Raw genomic sequence first — 21,910 nt, forward strand, 5'->3', positions numbered from 1 at the left:
CGGGGCATGGCTCGACTTGCCGATAGGACCTGCAAAAGCGGGAAAAATTTGCCAGCGTCAGTCAGTTTGCGCAATCAACTGCGCAATGGTCTCGCCGACAGTACGCACAGCTTCCTCGATCTGGCGGGTTGGCTTGGCAGCGTAGTTCATTCGCAGGCAGTTACGGTACTTGCCCGACGCCGAGAAAATACTGCCCACCGCGATCTGTACGTTTTTGTCGAGCAGCGCCCGGTTCAGGCGCAAGGTGTCGAAGTCTTCCGCCAGCTCCACCCACAGCATGAAGCCGCCTTGCGGACGACTTGCGCGCGTACCTTCGGGGAAATAACGCATGACCCAGTCGATCATCTGGTCGCGACTGCGCTGGTATTGCGTGCGCATGCGGCGCAAGTGCGGCTCGTAGTGGCCGCCTTCGATAAAGTCGGCAATTGCCAGCTGCGGCTGTGGCGCTGTAGAGCCTGTGACGATGTACTTCATGTGCAGGACGCGTTCGAGGTAACGCCCTGGGGCAACCCAACCGATGCGCAAGCCGGGCGCCAGTGTCTTGGAAAACGAACTGCACAGCAGCACACGACCGTCTTCGTCGAAAGACTTGATGGTGCGCGGGCGAGGGTAGGTGTAGGCCAGATCGCCATACACATCGTCTTCGATGATCGCGACGTCAAAGCGTTGCGCCAGGGTCAGCAGGGCGCGTTTGCGAGCCTCCGGCATCACATAACCCAGCGGGTTGTTGCAGCTGGGTGTCAGCTGAATGATCTTGATCGGCCATTGTTCCAGCGCCAGCTCCAGCGCTTCGAGGCTGATGCCGGTCAACGGGTCGGTAGGGATCTCCAGCGCTTTCATGCCCAGCCCTTTCAGGGTCTGCATGGCACCGAAAAAGCTTGGCGAATCCACTGCGACAATATCGCCCGGTGAGCAGATGGCGCGGACGCTGGCTGACAACGCTTCGTGACAGCCAGTGGTGATGATCAGGTCATTGGCGGTCAGGTTGCAGCCTGAATCCAGCATCAGGCGGGCAATTTGTTGGCGAAGTGTATGGACACCATAGATATTGTCGTAATACAGCCCCGGCATGTCTTGATGGCGGCTCAGTTGGCTCAAGGAGCGCATCAACGGTTTGAGCGTTGGGCTGGTCAGGTCCGGCATCCCTCGGCCCAGTTGCGTGACGGCCTCGCGAGGCGCTACCCGGATCAGGTCCAGAACCTGATCCCACTGCGAGATATCCACAGGCCGCTGAGCCGGACGACCCACGGCCGGCAAGGCCGGAGCCTGGCGGCTGGCAGACACAAAATAGCCGGACTTGGGCTTGGGCATAGCCATCCCGTTGTCTTCCAGCACCCGGTATGCCTGCTGCACCGTGCTCAGGCTGACGCCATGTTCGACACTCAACGCCCGCACCGACGGCAGTCGGTCGCCGGGTCGGTAGAAGCCGTTTTCAATGCGCGAGCCGAGCAGCTCGGCGAGGTTGACATAGAGGGTCATGGGGTACTCGGAGGAAGGGCCCGGGGAGGCCGGGCAATACAGATAGGCTGAAAATATAGCATTCAGGCCCGGTTTTCCACGATCTGTATGTTTTATTTATCGTTTGTTTGGATCTGTAATGCTTTTGCCGTTCGCTTCATCATGGAACCACACCCACCCTGATGGAGGAACCTGACGATGAACGGGTTCAGCGATGTGCGTCTGGCGCTTCACACACAAGAATTGGATGAATCAGGCTCGAAGGCAGCCAATACGATCCATGCGCGCAAGGCTGAGCTGCCAGCAGGCATGAATCGTTGGGCGTTGTATGCGCATCGCTGGGCAACCCGCCGCAGCCTTTTGCAGCTGACCAGCGATGAGCTGCGCGACATCGGGCTCGACCCGCTGCAAGCGCGGGCCGAGGCATTGAAGCCGTTCTGGCGTTGATATCCGGGCGGTTCAGCGCAGTTCTTTCAACCGATGCCAGAGCATGCCCAGTGCCAACAGCGGCGAGCGCAAATGCTTGCCGCCCGGGAAGGTAATGTGCGGGACTTTAGCGAACAGGTCGAAGCCGTCGCTGTGTTGGCCAGCGATGGCTTCTGCCAGCAGACGGCCCGCCAGGTGCGTGGCATTCAAACCATGGCCTGAGTAGGCCTGGGCGTAGAACACGTTCGGATGACTCTTGAGACGACCGATCTGCGGCAACCGATTGGCGCCGATGCCGATCATCCCACCCCATTGATAATCGATTTTTACGCTGCCCAGTTGCGGAAACACTTCCAGCATCTTGGGCCGCATGTAGGCGGCAATGTCCTGCGGGTCGCGCCCCGAATAGTGGCAGGCGCCGCCGAACAGCAAACGGCGATCAGCCGACAGCCGATAATAGTCCACCGTCACGCGCTGGTCGCAGACCGCCATGTCTCTGGGCAGCAGCTCAGCGGCTTGCGCCTCGCTCAAGGGTTCGGTCGCAATGATATAGCTGCCAGCGGGCAGCACCTTGCCGCTGATTTCCGGATTGAGGTCATTCAGGTAGGCATTGCAGCCCAGCACCAGTGTTTTTGCCTTCACTTCGCCTTGAGCGGTGTGCACAGTGACTTGCGGGCCGTAGTCGATCCGCGTCGCCGCCGAGTGTTCGAATATCTGCACCCCCAGTGATCGCGCGACAGCCGCTTCACCCAGTGCCAGGTTCAAGGGATGCAAATGCCCCGAGCCCATGTCGATCAGGCCGCCGACGTAGCGATTCGAACCCACCACGCTGTGCATCTGTGCGGATTGCAGCAGTTGCAGTTCGTGGCGATAACCCAGGCTGCGCAATTCGTCTGCGTCCTCGGCCAGGCTGGCGAGGTCGCGTGGCTTGTTGGCGAGGTCGCAGTAGCCCCATTTCAGGTCGCAGTCGATGCCGTGGCGCTCGACGCGCTGGCGCACGATTTCCACGGCCTCAAGGCCCAGCAGTTTGAGCTGACGCACGCCCTCGTTGCCAATCACGTTGGCGAACTGCTCGACGCCATGACCCACGCCACGAATCAATTGGCCGCCGTTACGGCCGCTGGCACCCCAGCCGATCTTGCGTGACTCGAGCAGGGCAACGCTCAGCCCGCGCTCGGCCAGCTCAATGGCCGTGTTGAGCCCGGAGAACCCGCCACCCACCACGCACACGTCGACTTCAAGCATGCCTTGCAACGCAGGATGGTCCGGCTGCGGATGGCTGCTGGCTGCGTAATAGGAGGCGGCGTGCTGGTCCTGACGGGCGGGATGCTGAACGCGGGCGTTCATGGGGAGGTCCTTTTGACGGTGGCTGAATGTGTCCGGAGCATATGCTGCTGTCATGCGCCTGCCAACTGAGGCAAAATTCCCCCACTGTATTTGGGGTAATGCCTGCAATGAGCTGCAACCGTGAAAAAATCCGTGATTTACGGCGTCAGATCCCCTCGTTCGAGTGCGTGCCTGGCTGTCACGATTGCTGCGGGCCGGTAACCACGTCTTCTGAGGAAATGTCGCGTCTGCCGCGCAAGACCCGCGCCGAGCAGGAAGCAGCGCTGACCGAGCTGAACTGCGTACATCTGGGGCCGCAAGGCTGCACGGTGTACGAAGAGCGCCCGTTGATCTGCCGGCTGTTCGGCACCACCCAGACCCTGCCATGCCCCAATGGTCGTCGCCCTGTCGAGCTGATCCACCCGCGCGTCGAGAAGCAGGTGCACGAATACATCGCCTCGACGCGTCAGGTGCTGGTCTAAAAGACGCCGTCAGTCTGCGATCGGCAGGCTCAGGCTCTCTTTCACCTCTTCCATCACGATGTAGCTCTTGGACTCGCGCACGTGGGGCAGCTTCAGGAGGATGTCGCCGAGCAGTTTTCGGTAGGACGCCATCTCTGAAATACGAGCCTTGACCAGATAGTCGAAGTCGCCCGACACCAAATGGCATTCCAGCACGTGCGGCAATTTGAGCACGGCCCGACGAAACTCCTCAAACGTGTCGCCGGACTTGTAATCGAGGCTGATCTCGACAAACACCAGCAAGCTGGCCTTGAGGCTTTGCGGATTCAGGCGCGCGTTGTAACCCATGATGATGCCTTCACGCTCGAGTCGACGAACCCGCTCGGTACAAGGCGTGGTAGACAGCCCGACCCGCTCGCCCAGCTCGGTGAACGAGATGCGTCCATCTGCCTGAAGAATGCGCAGGATGCTGCGGTCGATCTTGTCGAGTTCACGTTTTGACTGGTGTTCGGTACGCACAGGTGGTGTCCCCTCTACGAAAGCGTTCTTTGCCGTGGATTAGGCCCGAATATAAGTAATTAAAGAGTGAAAAGCACTGCTCGCTGCTCAATATACTAGCCACATTCTTGCTTAAAACTTCAAAACGTCAGCGGATATCCGCGATGAGGTCATCAACATGCGTGTTCTGGTCCTTGGAAGTGGTGTGATCGGTATTACCAGCGCCTACTATCTGGCCCGTTCGGGGTTCCAGGTGACAGTGGTGGATCGTCAGCCTGCCGCAGCCATGGAAACCAGTTTCGCCAATGCCGGCCAGGTGTCGCCGGGTTATGCCTCGCCGTGGGCCGCGCCGGGTGTGCCGCTCAAGGCGATGAAGTGGCTGCTGCAACGCCATGCTCCTCTGGCAATCAAGGCCACGGCCGACATCGATCAGTACCTGTGGATGGCGCAAATGCTGCGTAACTGCACGGCCAGCCGTTATGCCGTGAACAAAGAGCGCATGGTGCGTCTGTCCGAGTACAGCCGCGACTGCCTCGACGAGCTGCGTCTTGAAACCGGTATCGCTTATGAAGGCCGCAGTCTGGGGACCACTCAGTTGTTCCGTACCCAGGCGCAGCTGGACAACGCCGCCAAGGATATCGCTGTGCTGGAACAGTCCGGCGTGCCCTACGAGTTGCTTGATCGTGCAGGCATCGCGCGGGTTGAACCGGCGCTGGCGGGCGTGACCGGTATTCTGAGCGGCGCGCTGCGCCTGCCCAATGACCAGACTGGCGATTGCCAGCTGTTCACCACGCGTCTGGCAGAGATGGCCGAGGAGCTGGGTGTCGAGTTCCGTTATGGCCAGAACATCGAGCGCCTCGATTTTGCGGGCGACCGCATCAATGGCGTATGGATCGACGGCAAGCTGGAAACCGCTGACCGCTACGTGCTGGCGCTGGGCAGCTATTCTCCAAAGCTGCTCAAGCCGCTGGGCATCAAGGCGCCAGTTTACCCGCTCAAGGGTTACTCGCTCACCATACCGATCACCAACGCGGCGATGGCCCCAACGTCGACTATTCTGGACGAGACCTACAAGGTCGCCATTACCCGCTTCGATAACCGTATTCGGGTCGGGGGCATGGCCGAAATTGCCGGTTTTGATCTCTCGTTGAATCCGCGCCGACGTGAAACGCTGGAGATGATCGTTGGCGACCTCTATCCTCAGGGCGGCGACCTGACCCAGGCCAGTTTCTGGACCGGGCTGCGTCCGACGACACCCGACGGCACACCTATCGTGGGGGCTACGGCGTTCCGCAATCTGTTCCTCAACACCGGTCACGGTACGTTGGGCTGGACGATGGCTTGCGGTTCAGGCCGCTTGCTGGCCGACCTCATGGCCCGCAAGACACCTCAGATCAGCGCCGAAGGGCTTGATATTTCTCGTTATGGCAGTACCCAGGAGAACGCAAAGCATGTCCATTCAGCGCCAGCTCACCAATGAGCGCATGAGCCAGATCGTCGTCCACAACGGCACCGTCTACCTGTCGGGCCAAGTGGGAGATGACATGGCTGCCGGTGTCGAGCAACAGACCCAAGAGACGCTGAACAGCATTGAGCGTTTGCTCGATCTTGCGGGCACCGACAAAAGCCGCATCCTGTCGGTCACGATCTACCTGAAAGACATTGATGCTCACTTTGCGGGCATGAACAGCGTCTGGGACAAATGGCTGCCAAAAGGCGTTGCCCCTGCGCGAGCCACGGTCGAAGCCAAACTGTGCGAGCCGGAAATCCTGGTCGAGCTGTCGGTTGTTGCTGCATTGCCGTAACGCTTTGTTTCTGGTCCGGCGACGCACCCTCGCCGTCGGGCCTTTTTAACCCCTTCAACACCTCAAGCAAGAAGCATCCTCATGCGTCCAGCCCGCGCCCTTATCGATCTTCAGGCCTTGCGCCATAACTTCCAGCTGGCCCGCGAAAGCACAGGCGCCAAGGCACTCGCAGTCATCAAGGCCGATGCGTATGGCCACGGTGCGGTGCGAGTTGCTCAAGCGCTTGAGGCACAGACGGACGGTTTTGCGGTGGCCTGTATTGAAGAGGCGCTTGAACTGCGCGCTGCGGGTATCAATGCGCCAATTCTGTTGCTTGAGGGTTTTTTCGAGGCCGACGAACTGGCCTTGATTGCCGAGCACGACTTCTGGTTCGTGGTGCATTCGATGTGGCAACTGGAGGCCCTTGAAAAAGCCGCCATGGCCAAACCGGTGACCGTCTGGTTGAAGCTCGATACCGGTATGCACCGGGTCGGCCTGCATCCGCAGGACTACCGCATTGCCTATCAGCGTTTGCTGGCGACCGGCAAAGTGACCAAAGTTGTTCTGATGAGCCATTTCGCCCGTGCGGACGAGCTGGACAGTGCTGCCAGTACTGAGCAGGTTGCGGTATTCAACGCGGCGCGCCAGGGCCTGAACGCTGAAACCAGTCTGAAAAACTCCCCGGCCGTGCTGGGTTGGCCAAATATTGCGAGCGATTGGGTAAGGCCCGGCATCATGCTGTATGGCGCTACGCCCTTTGATCAATCGCAGCCGCTGGCTGACCGGTTGCAGCCCGTGATGACACTTGAATCGAAAATCATCAGCGTGCGCGAACTGGGCGTGAATGAGCCAGTGGGCTATGGCGCACGCTTTATCACCGATCGTCCCGCGCGCATCGGTGTCGTGGCCCTCGGGTATGCCGATGGCTATCCACGGCATGCGCCGACCGGCACCCCGGTCTGTATCGACGGAGCGCCTGGCAGGCTGCTCGGCCGCGTATCCATGGACATGCTCTGCGTTGACCTTACGGACCTGCCGAATGCGGGGTTGGGCAGTCGGGTCGAATTGTGGGGCAAGAACGTGCTGGCCAGTGATGTGGCCGCCCATGCGGATACCATTCCTTATCAGCTTTTCTGCAATCTGCGCCGCGTGCCACGCGTCTATTCCGAAGGCTGAACCCGCCTGTTGCCACCAATCCTCCGGTAAGTCCGGCTGTCAGTCGAAGTGTTGTAAATATTGAACGCTGTTGCCATCATGGCGCTCATCTTGACCTGACTGAATCTGGGGGAATATCGCATTGGACGTGGGTGAACGGCTGCAATCGATCCGCAAGCTCAAGGGCCTGTCCCAACGTGAACTCGCCAAGCGGGCAGGCGTGACCAACAGCACCATCTCCATGATCGAGAAAAACAGCGTCAGCCCTTCGATAAGCTCGCTGCGCAAGGTGCTGGGCGGTATTCCCATGTCCATGGTCGAGTTCTTTTCCGAAGAAGTCGAACCCGAAAACCCGACTCAGGTGGTGTACAAGGCCAGCGAGTTGATCGATATCTCGGACGGCGCGGTGACCATGAAGCTGGTGGGCAAGTCGCACCAGGGCCGCGCGATTGCGTTTCTCACCGAAACCTATCCGCCCGGCGCTGATACCGGCGAAGAGATGCTGGTCCACGAAGGCGAAGAAACCGGAATCCTTGTCGAAGGGCGCCTCGAGCTGGTGGTGGGGCTGGACACTTATGTGCTCGAAGCAGGCGACAGCTATTACTTCGAAAGCACCCGACCGCATCGCTTCCGCAACCCGTTCGATGTGCCCGCGCGACTGATCAGCGCAGCGACACCCGCCAATTTCTGAATCGTGAGCATTTGGCTGTCGATTGCGGTGCCGGTCGACGGGTGAATGGTCAGACCCAACCCGAAGGTGTCACGCGTGCATCGTATGAACAAGCTTCTGACTGTCGCCGCTGTCCTGGCATGCTGGGTAATCACTGCTCGGGCGCAGACGGCTGACGACGTCGCCAAACGCATCGAGCCCGTCGGCCAGGTATGTGTCCAGGGCGCTGACTGTACAGGCACGCCCACCGCTGCTGTACCTGTGAGTAGCAGCGGCCGTTCCATAGACGACGTGATTGCCAGTCACTGCACGGTTTGTCATACCGTCATACCCAACGCCCCAAAAATAGGTGACACCGCAGCCTGGGCTGAGCGCGCCCAGAAAGAAGGCGGGCTCGACGGGTTGCTGGCCAAAGCCATTTCCGGAGTCAACGCCATGCCGCCCAAAGGCACGTGTGGCGACTGCACGGATGAGGACTTGAGGGCGGCGATTCAGAAAATGTCGGGTTTGAAGTAAATCCCGCTGCTCACGCCAGGGCATGCAACACTTTCATGTGCACACCGGTCCAAGCTGCATTCAATAACCCGCCAGGAGAGCTCGGATGCCGCAGTCCTGTTCCATTGAGCAAGCCATCGATCACGTGCTGGAACAGTTGCCCGAGCACATCCATCTGGGCATGCCGCTGGGGCTGGGCAAGCCCAACCGGTTCGTCAATGCGCTGTACGAACGTATCAGCCAGTTACCTGAGCGACGGCTGACGATCTACACCGCACTGAGCCTGGGGAGGCCAACGCCGGGTGAAGGTTTGCAGGCGCGTTTTCTGGAGCCTTTTCTGGAGCGCATCTTTGGTGATTACCCTGAGCTCGAGTTTCTGGGCGCGCTGCGTCGCGACTCGTTGCCTGCCAACATCCGTGTTCAACAGTTTTTCATGCAGCCGGGCAGCCTGCTCAACAGTGCATCTGCCCAGCAAGACTATGTCAGCAGCAATTACAGCCACGCAGCGCGGGACATCAATGCCAGTGGCCTGAATCTGGTCGCCCAACTGGTGGCGCGGGACGACCAGCGCCCTGGCAAGCTGAGCCTGAGCTGTAACCCCGACGTGACGCTCGACCTGCTGCCGATGATCGACAAGCGTCGGGCAGCGGGCGAGACCATTCTGATTCTCGGTCAGGTGCACGCCGAGCTGCCGTACATGCCGGGCGACTCGGAGCTGCAAATGGACGCGTTCGACCTGCTGCTGGACGAAGAAGAGCGGAGCACGCTGTTTTCTACACCGAACATGCCGGTGGGCTATCAGGACCATCTGATCGGTCTGCACGCCAGCACCCTGGTACGCGACGGCGGTACGCTGCAGATCGGCATCGGTTCGATGGGCGACGCGCTGACCGGTGCGTTGCTGGCCCGCCAGGCCGATAACGAAACCTGGCGCAGCCTGCTGGCCGAACTGAACATGAGCAACTGGCAGACGCTGATCGACCGGGAAGGCGGTGTTCAGCCCTTCGCCAGCGGGCTTTATGGTTGCAGTGAAATGTTCGTCAATGGCCTGCTGGTGCTCGCAGATGCAGGCATTGTGCGCCGCAAGGTCTACGCCGATGCCGGGCTGCAACGGTTGGCCGACATGGGCACGCTGGACGAGGAGGCCCATCCCGGCGGTGTCGTGGTGCATGGCGGCTTCTTTCTCGGCCCGCTCAGTTTCTACCAGCGGCTGCGCGAGCTGCCTGCCGAGCGACTGGCGCAGTTCAACATGACCGCCATCAGCTACATCAACGAGCTGTACGGCAATGAAGAACTTAAGCGCTTGCAGCGCCGTGATGCGCGTTTCATCAACAGCGCATTCACCGTGACCCTGATGGGGGCGGCAGTCGCTGACCAACTGGAGGACGGTCGGGTGCTCAGCGGCGTCGGTGGCCAATACAACTTCGTGGCTCAGGCTCACGCACTTGAAGGCGCTCGCTCGATTCTGATGCTGCGCAGTTGGCGCGAGTCGGGTGGCGAGGTCAGCTCCAATATCGTCTGGGAATACGGCCATACGACCATTCCCCGGCATCTGCGTGACATTGTGGTCACCGAATACGGTATTGCAGACCTTCGTGGTCAGACCGACGCGACGGTGATCGAGCGGATGCTCAACATCAGCGACTCGCGCTTTCAGCCCGGCCTTGTCGAGCAGGCGCAGAAGGCTGGCAAGCTGCCGAAAAACTTCCGCCTGGACCCGCGCTTCACCGAGAACAGCGCCGAGCGTTTGCAGGGCATCGCCGCTCGCCATCCGTCGCTGTTTACCGAATACCCGCTGGGCAGTGATTTCAGCCCGCAGGAGCGGGATTTATTGCGCGCGCTGAACTGGCTGAAAAGCAAACTCAAGCTCACCGACATTATCGAGTTGGGCAAAGCCACGCTCGATGCGCCAGAGCCGGAGCTGTATCCCGAGCACTTGCAGCGCATGCAGCTTGATCAGCCGCATGGCTTGCGCGAAGAATTGTATCAGCGGTTGCTGCTTGCCGGTTTGCACAGCACGACAGGGCTGGCCAGCTGAGCGCTCTGTCGAGCGTTCAAACCACGGCATACGCCAGCATGAAAGCCGCCACGATTCCGCACACGGCGAACAGTTGCCGCAGCCGAGGGCCAGCAAGGTAGCAGGCGACCCGCCTGCCAGCTGCCAGCCCTGCAATCGCGCCCAGCGCAAACGGCACCCCGACTGACCAATGCATCACGCCGCCGAGCGAGGCAGTGATCACACTGCCTGTCGACACCAGGGCAATCACGGCCAGCGAAGTGGCCATGACGCTTTTGATGTCGAGGTCGCTGTAGCGCGTCAGCGCCGGAATGATTACAAAGCCACCGCCTACGCCCAGCAGCCCGGACAGCAGCCCTGACGCAGCGCCGGTAAACGTCAGCGCGCGCAGGCACGGCATGGTCCAGCGCAAGCGGCCTTGTAGCGGGTTGAGCACGCAAGGCAGTATCGCCGAGCGGGGCGGCGGAGCACCCTCGCGCAGTTCGCGACTGGCCTTGATCAGGATTCGGCTGCAGGCGTATACCAACACCAGGGAAAACAACAGCGCAAGTGGTGTGTTCGGCAGCCGGTGGGCAAGCCACAAGCCCAGTGGCGCCACAACCACGCCGATACCCGCGATATAACCCGCTGCGCGATAACGAACGATCCCCTGACGCAGTCCCAGTACGGCGCCTACCCCAGCGGCCAGACCCACAGCGAGCAGCGCAACGGGCGCGGCCTCGACGATCGACAGGCCCAGACCGAACACCAGCAACGGAACGGCCAGAATACCGCCACCTGCACCGGTCAGGGCCAGCACGGCGCCAATGACCGCGCCCAGTCCTGCCCCCAGCAGTTGATGCTCATCCATGCTTGGCGGCTGCTCTTTTGGGTTTGGCCAGCCATTCACGCCCTTTGAGCATGCCATGCCAATAGAGCGGCGGCAGTACGCGCTCTTTCAGCCACCAGGCCAGCCGTGTGGGTTGGCGTCCGTCGAACAGCCAGAGCGGAAAGCTGGGCGCGACCTTGCCGCCGTAGGTGAATTCGGCGAGGACAATCTTGCCTTTCTCGACCGTCAGCGGGCACGAGCCGTAGCCGTCATAGACCGCCGGTTGCCCTTTGCGGCCCAGCGCGATCAGCACATTGCTGGCCACTACGGGCGCCTGTTTGCGGGCTGCCGCTGCGGTTTTTGCGTTGGTGGTATTGGTCGCGTCGCCCAGGCCGTGAACGTTGGCGAACTGACGATGGCGCAAGGTTGCAGGGTCGACATCCACCCAGCCAGCCGCATCGGCCAGCGGGCTGTTGCGGATAAAGTCGGGAGCGGTCTGTGGCGGTACGACATGGAGCATGTCAAAGCCTTGCTCCACGGTTTCGCTGCTGCCGTCCGGCAGGGTGCGGATGAACGTGGCGCGCTTCGCAGGCCCGTCAACGGCTACCAGCCGTTGGTTGAACTGGAGGTCGATTGCGTAACGCTCGACATACTTCATCAGCGCAGGCACGTAGTCCGCGACCCCGAACAATACCCCGCCTGCGTTATAGAACTGAGTATTGATCTGCCCCAGCCGACCGGTTTTCAGCCAGTGGTCACAGGACAGGTACATCGCCTTCTGTGGCGCGCCGGCGCACTTGATCGGCATTGGCGGCTGGGTGAACAGGGCACGTCCCTGCTTGAGGCCCTGCACCAGCTCCCAGGTATAGGCTGCCAGGTCATAGCGGTAGTTGGAGGTAACGCCGTTGGAACCCAGCGTTTCTGGCAGACCGTCGATGGCTGCCCAATCCAGCTTCAGGCCGGGGCAGACCACCAGTTGCTGATAGCCGAGTGCGCGCCCGTCCGCCAGCGTTACGATGTTGTTTTGCGGCTCGAAGGTCGCGACGGCGTCCTTGATCCAGGTCACGCCCCTGGGGATCAACGAGGCCATGCTGCGTGCGGTCGACTGTGGCTCGAACATCCCCGCACCGACCATCGTCCAGCCTGGCTGATAGTAATGAGTGTCGGCGGGGTCAACGAGCGTAATGCTCAGTGACGAATCGCGGGCGAGCAGGCTGGCGGCGGTCGCGATGCCGGCAGCACCACCGCCGACAATCAGGATCTGGCAGGCAAGGCTTGGTGGTTTCATTTCAGGTTCCGAAAGCAAATGGCTTCAAAGGACGTTGAGCGGGATTTTCAGGTAACTGACGCCATCTTCTTCAGGCTCCGGAAAGTGGCCGCAGCGCATGTTGACCTGCACCGAGGGCAGCATCAGCACCGGCATTTCCAGCGTGGCGTCGCGGGCTTCGCGCATCTCGACGAAGGCGGCTTCGCTGATCCCGTCATGCACATGGATATTGTCGGCCCGCTGTTCGGCGACCGTGGTCATGTACTTCAGCTCCCGCCCGTCAGGCAGATAGTCGTGACACATGAACAGCAGTGTCTGGGGTGGCAGGGCCAGGAGTCTGTGAATGGAGCGATACAGCGTGCGCGCATCGGCGCCGGGAAAATCGCAGCGTGCCGTGCCGTAGTCGGGCATGAACAACGTGTCGCCCACGAACGCCACCTGTTCCTCGCCAAGCTCGATCACATAGCTCATGCACGCAGGTGTGTGCCCGGGCGTATGCAGCGCTTTTGCCTGAAGCGTGCCAATGTTGAACGAAGCATCGTCTTCCAGCAGCACGTCGAACTGGCTGCCGTTGCGGGCAAAGTCAGCCGGTGCATTGAACAGTTTGCCGAACGTCTCCTGCACATCCCTGATGTGGCTGCCTATCGCGATCCGGCCGCCCAGTTTGCGTTTCAGGTAAGCCGCTGCCGACATATGGTCGGCATGCACATGCGTTTCCAGAATCCACTGTACCGAAGCCTGCAGATCGCGAACTCGTTCGATCATCCGGTCAGCCGACTCGGTGCGGGTGCGTCCGGATTTAGGGTCGTAATCGAGCACGCTGTCGATCAGTGCGCATTGCCTGGTGGCAAGATCCAGAACCAGGTAGCTGATGGTCCAGGTGGCGTGGTCGAAGAGCGCCTCGACGTAGAGTTTTTCACCGATGATCATGTATGAATCCCCATCGCTGTTAATCGCTTGAATGCCCGTTCTGACAGGCAGGGCGGTTGGCAGCCTTTGCCAATAGCGTCTCAATAAGCGTGCCAATGCAGCTTGATGTACCTGAAGCCCAGTAAATGCTGGGGTTTATGTTGCCTTGGATGCTAAGCCGAGCACTCTCTCGAACAGAACGACTGCCACTTTCTGGCAGTCAGTTGGCAGTCCATGGCAGAGTTTGGCAGGCATATGCGGTAAGCTGCGCCGAACCCGACAGGAGCGACCATGTCCGTTATCGCCACCGACTTTCCCGGCAGCCGCATGCAGTCCCTGGTGTCGTATCTCGAACACGACGGCAGACCGACCATTGTTCTGGATACCGACTACAACATCATTGCGGCCAACACTGCCTATCAGCGGCAGTTCGGTGTGGAAGGCTCGCCGCACGTGGGCGAAAAGTGCTATCGCGTGTCGCATCAGTTTGCGGTGCCCTGTGATCAGGCGGGCGAGCACTGCCCCATGCGCAAGGCCCACGAGACGAAGCTGCCCGAGCGCTTGCTGCATATTCACCATACGCCCCGTGGGCCTGAACATGTCGATGTGGAGCTGAGGCCTATTCTGGGTGATCAGGGCGAAGTGATCGCCTATGTCGAACGGCTGAGCTCGGTGGCTGTTGCTTCAGTTCAGCCACAGCAGCACGGGCTGGTAGGTCGTTCAACTGCGTTCAAGGCGGTGCTGGGCGCGCTGCAGCGTGCGGCGCCCGCGCAGATACCGGTGCTGCTGCAAGGTGAGTCCGGCACCGGCAAGGAATTGTTTGCGCGCGCCCTGCACGCCAGCAGCTCGCGAGCCGACGGGCCGTTGGTGGTGGTCGATTGCACCGGGCTGACGGAGTCGCTGCTGGAGAGCGAGCTGTTCGGCTATGAGAAAGGTGCGTTCACCGGAGCTTTACAACGCAAGACGGGGTTGGCCGAGGCGGCACATGGCGGCACGCTGTTTCTGGATGAAATTGGCGAAGTGCCTTTGGCCATGCAGGTCAAACTGTTGAGGCTGATCGAGTCCGGCAGCTTTCGACCCGTAGGCAGCCTGCGTACGGTGCACTCGGATTTTCGTCTGGTGGCCGCGACCCATAAGCCGCTCAAGGAGATGGTGGCCGATGGCAGTTTTCGCCAAGACCTGTTCTATCGCATCAACGCCTTTCCGATCCGCCTGCCTGCGTTGCGCGAACGTGCTCAAGACCTGCCGCTGCTGATCGACAGCCTGCTGCAGCGCACGTCTCAGGGCAGCACAACGCGGGTTGATGCCGAGGCAATGAAGCTGCTGAGCTTTTACAACTATCCAGGCAACATTCGTGAGCTGCGCAATATCCTTGAGCGCGCACGGCTGTTTACCGATGACGGCGTGATCCGTGCGCAGGATTTGCCCGCCGAAGTGCGCGGGCACAGTGAAGCCAGTCGTGCGGCGCCGCGTCGTCAGGATGACGGTCTGGAGCAACTGGCCCACGCGCTGAGTGTCTTCAAAGGCTCGCGCAGCGAGTTGGCGAAGGAGCTGGGGCTCAGCGAGCGCACCTTGTATAGGCGTTTGCGGGCGCTCGGTTACTGACAGGGCATCGGTGCTTGCACGGCCGATGTTTACTTGAAAGTCACCACACCATTGGCCAGGGATTCGACGCGCGCCAGCGATTCAACGCGATAGCCCTGCGCGTCGAGTTCGGCGCGGCCACCCTGGAACGACTTCTCAATCACAATGCCCAGCCCGGCGACGGTTGCGCCGGCCTGCTTGATGATCGAAATCAGCGCCTGCGAGGCTTTGCCGTTGGCCAGAAAGTCATCAATGATCAGCACGTGGTCGTCGCTGCTCAGGTGACGCGGCGAAATCGCAACGGTGCTTTCCACTTGTTTGGTGAAGGAATACACCGTGGCCGACAGCAGGTTTTCGGTCAGCGTCAGTGACTGATGCTTGCGCGCAAAAATGACCGGCACGCCCAGGTTCAGGCCTGCCATGATTGCCGGCGCGATGCCCGAGGCTTCGATGGTAACGATCTTGGTAATGCCCGAGTCGGCAAACAACCTGGCGAATTCGTCGCCGATGGCTTTCATCAACGCAGGATCGATCTGATGATTGAGAAACGCATCGACCTTCAATACCTGATCGGACAGTACGATGCCCTCTTCGCGAATTTTTTTGTGCAGTGCTTCCACTTCAATTCCTTGGGTGCGCCATTGCGCAATAAATGATCAATATTGAGGCTGGTTAGCGTTTCAGCATGGCGCGAATATCGGCCAGAGCAGTGTTGCCACGCACGGCTTTGACTTCCGTCGGCGTGTCGTCGTTACCTTCCCAGGCCAGATCGTCCGGAGGCAATTCATCCAGAAAACGGCTGGGCGCACAGTCGATGATCTCGCCGTACTGCTTGCGCTTGGCGGCGAAGGTGAACGCCAATGTCTGACGTGCCCGGGTGATGCCGACATAGGCCAGACGACGCTCTTCTTCGATGGTGTCGGCCTCGATGCTGGAACGGTGCGGCAGGATTTCTTCTTCCATGCCCATGATGAATACGTAGGGAAATTCCAGGCCCTTGGACGCATGCAGAGTCATCATCTGCACGCCCTCGGCGCCGTCTTCCTCTTCTTGCTGACGTTCGAGCATGTCACGTAGCACCAGCTTGCCGATGGCTTCTTCGATGGTCATGCCACCTTCTTCGTCCTTCTCCAGCGTGTTCTTCAACGCTTCGATCAGGAACCAGACGTTGTTCATGCGGTAGTCGGCGGCTTTTTCGCTGGAGCTGTTCTGGCGCAGCCAGTTCTCGTAGTCGATGTCCATAACCATGCTGCGCAGCGCGGCGATGGGGTCGTTCTGTGCGCATTGCTGGCGTACGCCATCCATCCAGCGTTTGAAGCGCTGCAAGCGGTCGGTATAACGGCTGTCCAGATGCTCGCCAAGGCCGATTTCTTCGGTGGCGGCGTACATCGACACCTTGCGCTCGGTGGCGTAGTTACCGAGTTTTTCCAGTGTGGTGGAGCCTATTTCCCTACGTGGAACGTTGATCACACGCAGGAAGGCGTTGTCGTCGTCCGGGTTCACCAGCAGGCGGAAGTAAGCCATCAGGTCTTTCACTTCCTGACGGCCAAAGAAGCTGTTGCCGCCTGACAGACGATACGGAACCTGATGGTGCTGCAGTTTCAGCTCGATCAGCTTGGCCTGATAGTTACCGCGATACAGGATAGCGAAGTCGCTGTAAGGCCGATCGGTACGCAGGTGCAGCGTCAGGATTTCCATGGCAACCCGCTCGGCCTCGGCGTCTTCATTACGACAACGAATGACCCGAATCTCGTCACCGTGGCCCATTTCTGACCACAGCTGCTTTTCGAACGCGTGCGGGTTGTTGGAGATCAGCACGTTGGCGCAACGCAGGATGCGGCTGGTGGAACGGTAGTTCTGCTCCAGCATGACCACCTTCAACGACGGGTAATCATCCTTGAGCAGCATCAGGTTTTCAGGCCGCGCACCGCGCCAGGCGTAGATCGATTGATCGTCGTCGCCCACTACCGTGAACTGGTGGCGCGAGCCGATCAGCAGCTTCACCAGCAGGTACTGGCTGGCGTTGGTGTCCTGATATTCGTCGACCAGCAGATAGCGAACCTTGTTCTGCCACTTTTCGAGAATGTCGGCGTGTTCCTGGAACAGCTTGACCGGCAGCAGGATCAGGTCGTCGAAGTCCACCGCGTTATAGGCTTTGAGCGTGCGCTGATAATGGGTGTAGACGATGGCTGCGGTCTGCTCCTTGGGATTGCGTGCGTTCTCCAGCGCCTCGGGGGGTAGGATCAGATCGTTTTTCCAGGAGCCGATCATGTTCTTGATTTCGTCGACGCCGTCCTCGCCCGAGTACTCTTTCTGCATGATGTCGGTCATCAGAGCCTTGACATCGGTCTCGTCAAAAATCGAGAAACCCGGCTTGTAGCCCAGCCGCGTGTGTTCCTTGCGGATGATGTTGAGGCCCAGATTGTGGAACGTCGATACCGTCAGGCCGCGCCCTTCGCTGCCCTTGAGCAGAGTGCCGACCCGCTCCTTCATCTCCCGCGCGGCCTTGTTGGTGAAGGTCATGGCGACGATGTACTGGGCGCGAATACCGCAGTTCTGGATCAGGTGCGCGATCTTGCGGGTGATCACGCTGGTCTTGCCGGAACCCGCGCCGGCGAGCACCAAAAGAGGGCCGCCGACGTAGTTCACGGCTTCCTGTTGCCGGGGATTGAGTCGGGACATGACGTATAGAGGGTCGCTTGCGAAAAGGTCGGGCATTTTAACAGGCCCACACGTTTATGCAGCGATCATCGTAGAAATGCAGTGACGGCTATCTAATTTTTCTGTTTTTGTTACATTTGCGCCCCGACGAGACGATATGTGTACGGTTGTGCTATCTCGAAAGTGCTGCCTCCGGTTTTTCCTTTGATCTTAGGAAGTTAGATTGCCTACGCCTGTCGAGCCCTTGCGGTTGTTGCTGCTGGCACAAGAGCCATCCTGGCAGTCGCTGTTGAGCGACTGCCTGACCGATCCGGGCAGCCCCATAACGCTGGTGCACGCCACTCACTGGGGTGCGTTGAGCGACCAGTACGCCAATGAGCGCAACACGGTGCTGTTGACGACCCCTAGCCTGCAGCCGCTCACCGGCAGTTGCGTGCTGCCCATGGTGGTGTTGCTGGAAGAAGAGCCCCTCGTTGGGCCCGTTGGCGTCAACGACTGGCTGGTGCGCGGTACGCTCACCAGCGACGGGCTGCGCCGTTGCCTGCGTTACGTTCATGAGCGCAGTCTGCTGGAAGAAACCCTGCGGCGGCTCGCTGGGCAGGATCCGTTGACCGGTATCGCCAACCGCCAGGGTTTTCAGGCGCTGCTGGCGGCTCGTCTGGACAGTGGCATCGGAATGGCCCTGGGGCATCTGGACCTGGACAACTTCCGGCGCGCCAATGACTCGCTTGGCCATCAGGCTGGCGACCGTCTCATTCTGCAAGTCGTCGCGCGTTTGAAGAACGAACTCGGGGCTGGCGATCAGATTGCCCGACTGGGCGGCGATGAATTTGCGTTGTTGATCGACACTCGGTGCGGTGCAGAGCGTGCAGCGCAGTTGGCGGAGCGCATCACCGACGCATTGTCCGAACCCTACTGGATTGACGGTGAAAGCCTGTTGCTGGGGTGTAGCCTTGGCGTGGCCCATACGCAAGCCCAGGCTGGCCCCGACCCGCTGATGTGGCATGCCCATATCGCCATGCGCCAGGCGAAAAGTATTCAAGGCTGTACCTTCCATCTATTCGACGACAGCATCAATCGTAACGCTCGCAGCCTGGCGGACCTGGAAGGCGAGCTGCGCCGTGGCCTGCGTCGCGACGAGATGGAGCTGCATTATCAGCCACGTCTGTGCCTGAGCAGCGGGCGCATCCTCGGCCTGGAAGCGCTGGTACGCTGGCGTCATCCAGAACGCGGGCTGCTGGCGCCGAGCGAATTTGTGCCGCTGGCCGAGCAGAGTGGCCTGATTGTGCCGTTGGGCTACTGGGTTATCTACCGTGCCCTGCGTGACATGCAGGCATTGCGCGAGCAAGGCTTCGAGCCTTTGCACATGGCGATCAACCTGTCGTTCCGACAGTTCCAGGACAGTCAGTTGTTGGCGACCTTGAACCGCCTGATAGATGAGCACCACGTCGACGCGCGCTGGCTTGAGTTCGAGTTGACCGAGACCGCAGTCATGCGTCGCAGCGAACAGGTCCGCCAGACCATGGATGCACTGGGAAGGTTGGGCGTACGCTTTTCACTGGACGACTTCGGCACCGGGTATTCATCGTTCATGCACCTCAACAGCCTGCCGATCACGTTGCTCAAGATCGACAAAAGCTTTGTCGGCGAGATGGAATCGCGCGTGGAGAACCGCAAACTGGTCCACGCCATGATCAACCTCGCCCACAACCTGAATCTGCACGTCGTGGCCGAGGGGGTGGAAACCGCCGAACAGCTCGCGCTGCTGCGCAGTTTCAAGTGTGATCAAGTGCAGGGATACCTGATCAGCCGGCCGCTGCCGATGGCCGACCTGGTGGCGTACCTGACGTCGGGTGCCGGTCAGTACGACGTTTCGATCTCAGGGTAAGCCGCCTTGCTTTGCGCAGCGATTACCCGGCAACGGCAACGCCTGGGTTCTCCTTGCGCAATAGCCGGGCGGTTTTCCATTCGAACGCATACGTCAGCGCGCCCGCTGAGCAGAACAGCCCCAGCGCCAGGCCCCACCAGACACCCGGAGCGCCAGCGTCGGCGTAAAAGCCCAGCAGCCAGGCGGCGGGCGCGGCGACCAGCCAGTAGCAGGCCAGCCCGATCAGAAAGGTGGTCCGCGCGTCCTTGAGGCCGCGAATCGCGCCCATGGCGATGGTTTGCGTGCCGTCAAAAAACTCGAACCACGCGGCAATGGCCAGCAACTTCACCGCCATGACGACGATTTCAGCAAATGCCGGGTCGTTGATGTCGAGGAACAAACCAATGATCTGGTGCGGGGCCAGCCAGAACAAAAGTCCGAACAGCAGCATGACCGTGCCGCCGAAGCCGATGCCCAGCCGGCCAGCCAGGCGCGCCATCAGCATATTGCCCGCCCCGTAGTGCTGGCCGATGCGCATGGTCACCGCATAGGAAATCCCGACCGGGATCATGAACGCCATCGAAACCGTCTGCAGCGCGATCTGGTGTGCCGCCATCTGTGTGCTGCCCATCGCGCCCATGCAAAACGCTGCGAACGTGAACAGCCCCACCTCCACAGCGTAGGTTCCGCCAATCGGCAGGCCCAGACGCCACAGTTCACTCAAGTGGCTGCGCGACAGTTTTGAAAGCCCTTTGCTGATCGGATAGGCCGCGTAAGCGGGGTGCCGCCGTATATGCAGTGCAAGGGCAAGCGCCATGCAATTGGTCACCACTGCGGTTACCAGGCCGATCCCCATCAAGCCTAGATTGGGCAGGCCGAACCATTGATGGATCAGGGCATAATTGAGGACGAAGTTGGCAACTGCGCCTGCGAGGCTGATCGTCATCACCGGGCCGGCGCGTCCTAGCGCGCTGGTGAAGCCGCGTAATGCCATGAAGCTGAGCAGACCCGGCAGGGCGAATGGCAATGTGATCAGAAATTGAGCAGCCATGTGCACGTTGGCTTCAGCCTGACCAAATTGCAGCAGGATCGGTTCAAGGTTCCACAGCAGCAATGCTGCGACCAGAGCCATGCCCCAGGCCAGCCACAAACCGGCTTGAGTCAGCCGTGTCGCGCCTTCGGTATCTCCCGCGCCGTGACGAATCGACACCAGCGTACCGACCGCCGCCATCACACCCACGCAGAAGAACGAGACAAAACTGTATGTCGCAGCCCCCAGGCCACCGCCAGCCAAGGCTTCGGGACCGATCTTGCCCATCATTACGGTGTCAGTGAACACCATCAACATGTGCGCCATTTGCGACGCGATCAACGGTCCGGCCAGGCGCAGGATGATCCAGAGTTCTTTGAAGGCGGGCTGTTGCATGATCGTGATGCTCTAGGCAGGTGGACTGGTGAGCCGCTTATTGTCAGCATTTAACCGCACAGGCACAAAACGATAAATGCGATGCTCAGCATGACTAAAACTCATGCGAACGGTTTTACGGTAGATTAGCTGCTCAACGCACGCAGGAAAGCGTCACATGCCACGTAGTCTTCCTCCTCTTTATGCTTTGCGCGCATTCGAAGCTGCGGCCAGACATACTTCGTTCACGCGGGCGGCTGAAGAACTTTCGATCACCCAGAGTGCAGTCAGTCGTCATATCCGCACGCTGGAAGAGCACTTTGCCTGTCGATTGTTTCAGCGCAACGGCCGTAATCTGCAGCTGACCGAATCGGCGCGTGCCTTGCTGCCAGGTGTGAGAGACGGCTTTCTTGCGCTGGAGCGGGCATGCAGCACGTTGCAAGCCGAAGACGGCATCCTGCGAATGAAAGCCCCATCCACCCTGACGATGCGCTGGCTATTGGCGCGCCTCAGTCGCTTTCGTCATTTGCAGATCGGCAACGAAGTCCAGCTGACCAGCGCGTGGATGGATATCGACGCTGTGGATTTCGCGCTGGAGCCTTTCGACTGCGCCATTTTGCTCAGCCAGGGGCATTTTCCGGTGGACTGGGAAGCGACCCTGCTGTTCCCGGAATGGTTGATCCCCGTGGGGGCGCCCGCGCTGCTACAGGACCCGCCCTGGAACGCGGACCGGCTGGCCACAGCGGAGCTGTTGCACCCCACGCCTGATCGTCGCGACTGGCGTATGTGGTTGAATCGGATGGGGTTGGCCGACAAGATCTCGCTCAAGGGTGGCCAGGTTTTCGACACGCTTGAGCTGGGGATGATTGCTGCCGCACGAGGTTATGGCGTATCGATGGGCGATTTGCTGATGGTTGCCGAAGACGTCGCGCAAGGCCGGTTGAGCCTCCCTTGGCGTACAGCGGTGTTCAGTGGAGAAAATTATTATCTGGTCTGGCCACGTACAAGGCCCGGTGCAGAGCGCTTGCGACGCCTCAGCGACTTTCTCAAATCAGAAGTTCAGGCGATGGAGCTGCCGTTAGTTGAAGTACTTAACTAACGGGGTTGGCTTAGAGGGAA

The 21,910-nt window shown here is 60.2% G+C and carries 20 protein-coding genes; 11 read left to right on the top strand and 9 right to left on the bottom strand.

Going from position 1 to position 21,910, the window contains the following annotated elements:
* Positions 1–57 precede the first annotated feature (57 nt).
* Positions 58–1,479, bottom strand: a complete 1,422-nt coding sequence (locus KDX37_RS00625) for an aminotransferase-like domain-containing protein (RefSeq protein WP_231650648.1) — start codon at positions 1,477–1,479, stop codon at positions 58–60.
* Between the two features lie 177 nt (positions 1,480–1,656).
* On the opposite strand from KDX37_RS00625, the gene KDX37_RS00630 reads away from it, so the two are divergent.
* A complete protein-coding gene (locus KDX37_RS00630) occupies positions 1,657–1,905 on the top strand; it encodes a DUF1127 domain-containing protein (RefSeq protein ID WP_231650649.1) in 249 nt (82 codons plus the stop codon).
* 12 nt (positions 1,906–1,917) lie between these two features.
* On the opposite strand, the gene KDX37_RS00635 is transcribed toward KDX37_RS00630, so the two are convergent.
* The gene (locus tag KDX37_RS00635; protein WP_231650650.1) at positions 1,918–3,231 is read right to left on the bottom strand and encodes an NAD(P)/FAD-dependent oxidoreductase; all 1,314 of its coding nucleotides are present in this window, start codon (positions 3,229–3,231) and stop codon (positions 1,918–1,920) included.
* A 107-nt stretch (positions 3,232–3,338) separates the two neighbouring features.
* Here KDX37_RS00635 and KDX37_RS00640 point away from each other — a divergent pair, with 107 nt between their 5' ends.
* Complete coding sequence (locus KDX37_RS00640) at positions 3,339–3,692, top strand: YkgJ family cysteine cluster protein (RefSeq protein WP_231650651.1); 354 nt, start codon at positions 3,339–3,341, stop codon at positions 3,690–3,692.
* Positions 3,693–3,701: 9 nt separating this feature from the next.
* Here the strand turns inward: KDX37_RS00640 and KDX37_RS00645 are convergent, their stop codons facing one another.
* The gene (locus KDX37_RS00645; protein ID WP_231650652.1) at positions 3,702–4,190 is read right to left on the bottom strand and encodes an Lrp/AsnC ligand binding domain-containing protein; all 489 of its coding nucleotides are present in this window, start codon (positions 4,188–4,190) and stop codon (positions 3,702–3,704) included.
* 157 nt (positions 4,191–4,347) lie between these two features.
* Here KDX37_RS00645 and dadA point away from each other — a divergent pair, with 157 nt between their 5' ends.
* The 6 genes from dadA (at position 4,348) to KDX37_RS00675 (ending at position 10,311) form a co-directional block, all read left to right on the top strand.
* Positions 4,348–5,649, top strand: a complete 1,302-nt coding sequence (dadA, locus tag KDX37_RS00650) for a D-amino acid dehydrogenase (RefSeq protein ID WP_231650653.1) — start codon at positions 4,348–4,350, stop codon at positions 5,647–5,649.
* Positions 5,621–5,974 carry a RidA family protein gene (locus KDX37_RS00655; protein ID WP_231650654.1) on the top strand — a complete coding sequence of 118 codons (354 nt, stop codon included), beginning with the start codon at positions 5,621–5,623 and terminating at the stop codon, positions 5,972–5,974. Before dadA ends, KDX37_RS00655 begins: the two co-directional genes overlap by 29 nt.
* Before the next feature lie 81 nt (positions 5,975–6,055).
* On the top strand, positions 6,056–7,129 hold the full coding sequence (gene alr / locus KDX37_RS00660; protein WP_231650655.1) for an alanine racemase: 1,074 nt from the start codon (positions 6,056–6,058) through the stop codon (positions 7,127–7,129).
* A gap of 121 nt (positions 7,130–7,250) precedes the next feature.
* Positions 7,251–7,799: a cupin domain-containing protein gene (locus tag KDX37_RS00665; protein WP_231650656.1), complete on the top strand. Its 549-nt coding sequence runs from the start codon at positions 7,251–7,253 to the stop codon at positions 7,797–7,799.
* 75 nt (positions 7,800–7,874) lie between these two features.
* Positions 7,875–8,294 carry a c-type cytochrome gene (locus KDX37_RS00670; protein ID WP_231650657.1) on the top strand — a complete coding sequence of 140 codons (420 nt, stop codon included), beginning with the start codon at positions 7,875–7,877 and terminating at the stop codon, positions 8,292–8,294.
* Between the two features lie 85 nt (positions 8,295–8,379).
* Complete coding sequence (locus tag KDX37_RS00675) at positions 8,380–10,311, top strand: acetyl-CoA hydrolase/transferase C-terminal domain-containing protein (RefSeq protein ID WP_231650659.1); 1,932 nt, start codon at positions 8,380–8,382, stop codon at positions 10,309–10,311.
* A gap of 16 nt (positions 10,312–10,327) precedes the next feature.
* On the opposite strand, the gene KDX37_RS00680 is transcribed toward KDX37_RS00675, so the two are convergent.
* Genes KDX37_RS00680 through KDX37_RS00690 form a run of 3 tightly spaced genes read right to left on the bottom strand, consistent with a single transcriptional unit; the run spans position 10,328 to position 13,295 of the window.
* On the bottom strand, positions 10,328–11,140 hold the full coding sequence (locus KDX37_RS00680; RefSeq protein ID WP_231650661.1) for a sulfite exporter TauE/SafE family protein: 813 nt from the start codon (positions 11,138–11,140) through the stop codon (positions 10,328–10,330).
* Positions 11,133–12,386, bottom strand: a complete 1,254-nt coding sequence (locus KDX37_RS00685) for an NAD(P)/FAD-dependent oxidoreductase (protein ID WP_231650662.1) — start codon at positions 12,384–12,386, stop codon at positions 11,133–11,135. The genes KDX37_RS00680 and KDX37_RS00685 overlap by 8 nt, the downstream gene beginning before the upstream one ends.
* A gap of 24 nt (positions 12,387–12,410) precedes the next feature.
* The gene (locus KDX37_RS00690) at positions 12,411–13,295 is read right to left on the bottom strand and encodes an MBL fold metallo-hydrolase (RefSeq protein ID WP_231650664.1); all 885 of its coding nucleotides are present in this window, start codon (positions 13,293–13,295) and stop codon (positions 12,411–12,413) included.
* A gap of 270 nt (positions 13,296–13,565) precedes the next feature.
* Here KDX37_RS00690 and KDX37_RS00695 point away from each other — a divergent pair, with 270 nt between their 5' ends.
* Positions 13,566–14,879: a sigma-54 interaction domain-containing protein gene (locus KDX37_RS00695; RefSeq protein ID WP_231650665.1), complete on the top strand. Its 1,314-nt coding sequence runs from the start codon at positions 13,566–13,568 to the stop codon at positions 14,877–14,879.
* A 29-nt stretch (positions 14,880–14,908) separates the two neighbouring features.
* Here the strand turns inward: KDX37_RS00695 and KDX37_RS00700 are convergent, their stop codons facing one another.
* Together KDX37_RS00700 and rep are read right to left on the bottom strand one after the other, a co-directional pair.
* Positions 14,909–15,478, bottom strand: a complete 570-nt coding sequence (locus tag KDX37_RS00700; RefSeq protein WP_231650666.1) for a xanthine phosphoribosyltransferase — start codon at positions 15,476–15,478, stop codon at positions 14,909–14,911.
* 52 nt (positions 15,479–15,530) lie between these two features.
* A complete protein-coding gene (gene rep, locus KDX37_RS00705; protein WP_231651000.1) occupies positions 15,531–17,540 on the bottom strand; it encodes a DNA helicase Rep in 2,010 nt (669 codons plus the stop codon).
* Positions 17,541–17,742: 202 nt separating this feature from the next.
* Here rep and KDX37_RS00710 point away from each other — a divergent pair, with 202 nt between their 5' ends.
* Positions 17,743–19,407, top strand: coding sequence for a putative bifunctional diguanylate cyclase/phosphodiesterase (locus KDX37_RS00710; protein WP_231650667.1), 1,665 nt, complete (start codon positions 17,743–17,745; stop codon positions 19,405–19,407).
* A 22-nt stretch (positions 19,408–19,429) separates the two neighbouring features.
* Here the strand turns inward: KDX37_RS00710 and KDX37_RS00715 are convergent, their stop codons facing one another.
* On the bottom strand, positions 19,430–20,812 hold the full coding sequence (locus tag KDX37_RS00715) for a NorM family multidrug efflux MATE transporter (protein WP_231650668.1): 1,383 nt from the start codon (positions 20,810–20,812) through the stop codon (positions 19,430–19,432).
* Positions 20,813–20,969: 157 nt separating this feature from the next.
* Between KDX37_RS00715 and KDX37_RS00720 the strand changes: the two genes are divergently transcribed.
* Entirely contained in the window at positions 20,970–21,890 is a 921-nt protein-coding gene (locus KDX37_RS00720; protein WP_231650669.1) for a LysR substrate-binding domain-containing protein, read from the top strand.
* Positions 21,891–21,910: the final 20 nt, after the last annotated feature.

Source organism: Pseudomonas californiensis, from assembly GCF_021147775.1.
In the GTDB taxonomy this organism is placed as follows: Bacteria; Pseudomonadota; Gammaproteobacteria; order Pseudomonadales; family Pseudomonadaceae; genus Aquipseudomonas; species Aquipseudomonas californiensis.

Bases quoted from the DNA above. Each gene is read 5' to 3' on its own strand.
- KDX37_RS00630 (WP_231650649.1), top strand. From the start codon at position 1,657: ATGAACGGGTTCAGCGATGTGCGTCTGGCGCTTCACACACAAGAATTG.
- rep (WP_231651000.1), bottom strand. From the start codon at position 17,540: ATGTCCCGACTCAATCCCCGGCAACAGGAAGCCGTGAACTACGTCGGC.
- KDX37_RS00690 (WP_231650664.1), bottom strand. From the start codon at position 13,295: ATGATCATCGGTGAAAAACTCTACGTCGAGGCGCTCTTCGACCACGCC.
- KDX37_RS00625 (WP_231650648.1), bottom strand. From the start codon at position 1,479: ATGACCCTCTATGTCAACCTCGCCGAGCTGCTCGGCTCGCGCATTGAA.
- KDX37_RS00675 (WP_231650659.1), top strand. From the start codon at position 8,380: ATGCCGCAGTCCTGTTCCATTGAGCAAGCCATCGATCACGTGCTGGAA.
- dadA (WP_231650653.1), top strand. From the start codon at position 4,348: ATGCGTGTTCTGGTCCTTGGAAGTGGTGTGATCGGTATTACCAGCGCC.
- KDX37_RS00655 (WP_231650654.1), top strand. From the start codon at position 5,621: ATGTCCATTCAGCGCCAGCTCACCAATGAGCGCATGAGCCAGATCGTC.
- KDX37_RS00695 (WP_231650665.1), top strand. From the start codon at position 13,566: ATGTCCGTTATCGCCACCGACTTTCCCGGCAGCCGCATGCAGTCCCTG.
- KDX37_RS00635 (WP_231650650.1), bottom strand. From the start codon at position 3,231: ATGAACGCCCGCGTTCAGCATCCCGCCCGTCAGGACCAGCACGCCGCC.
- alr (WP_231650655.1), top strand. From the start codon at position 6,056: ATGCGTCCAGCCCGCGCCCTTATCGATCTTCAGGCCTTGCGCCATAAC.
- KDX37_RS00685 (WP_231650662.1), bottom strand. From the start codon at position 12,386: ATGAAACCACCAAGCCTTGCCTGCCAGATCCTGATTGTCGGCGGTGGT.
- KDX37_RS00720 (WP_231650669.1), top strand. From the start codon at position 20,970: ATGCCACGTAGTCTTCCTCCTCTTTATGCTTTGCGCGCATTCGAAGCT.
- KDX37_RS00715 (WP_231650668.1), bottom strand. From the start codon at position 20,812: ATGCAACAGCCCGCCTTCAAAGAACTCTGGATCATCCTGCGCCTGGCC.
- KDX37_RS00680 (WP_231650661.1), bottom strand. From the start codon at position 11,140: ATGGATGAGCATCAACTGCTGGGGGCAGGACTGGGCGCGGTCATTGGC.
- KDX37_RS00640 (WP_231650651.1), top strand. From the start codon at position 3,339: ATGAGCTGCAACCGTGAAAAAATCCGTGATTTACGGCGTCAGATCCCC.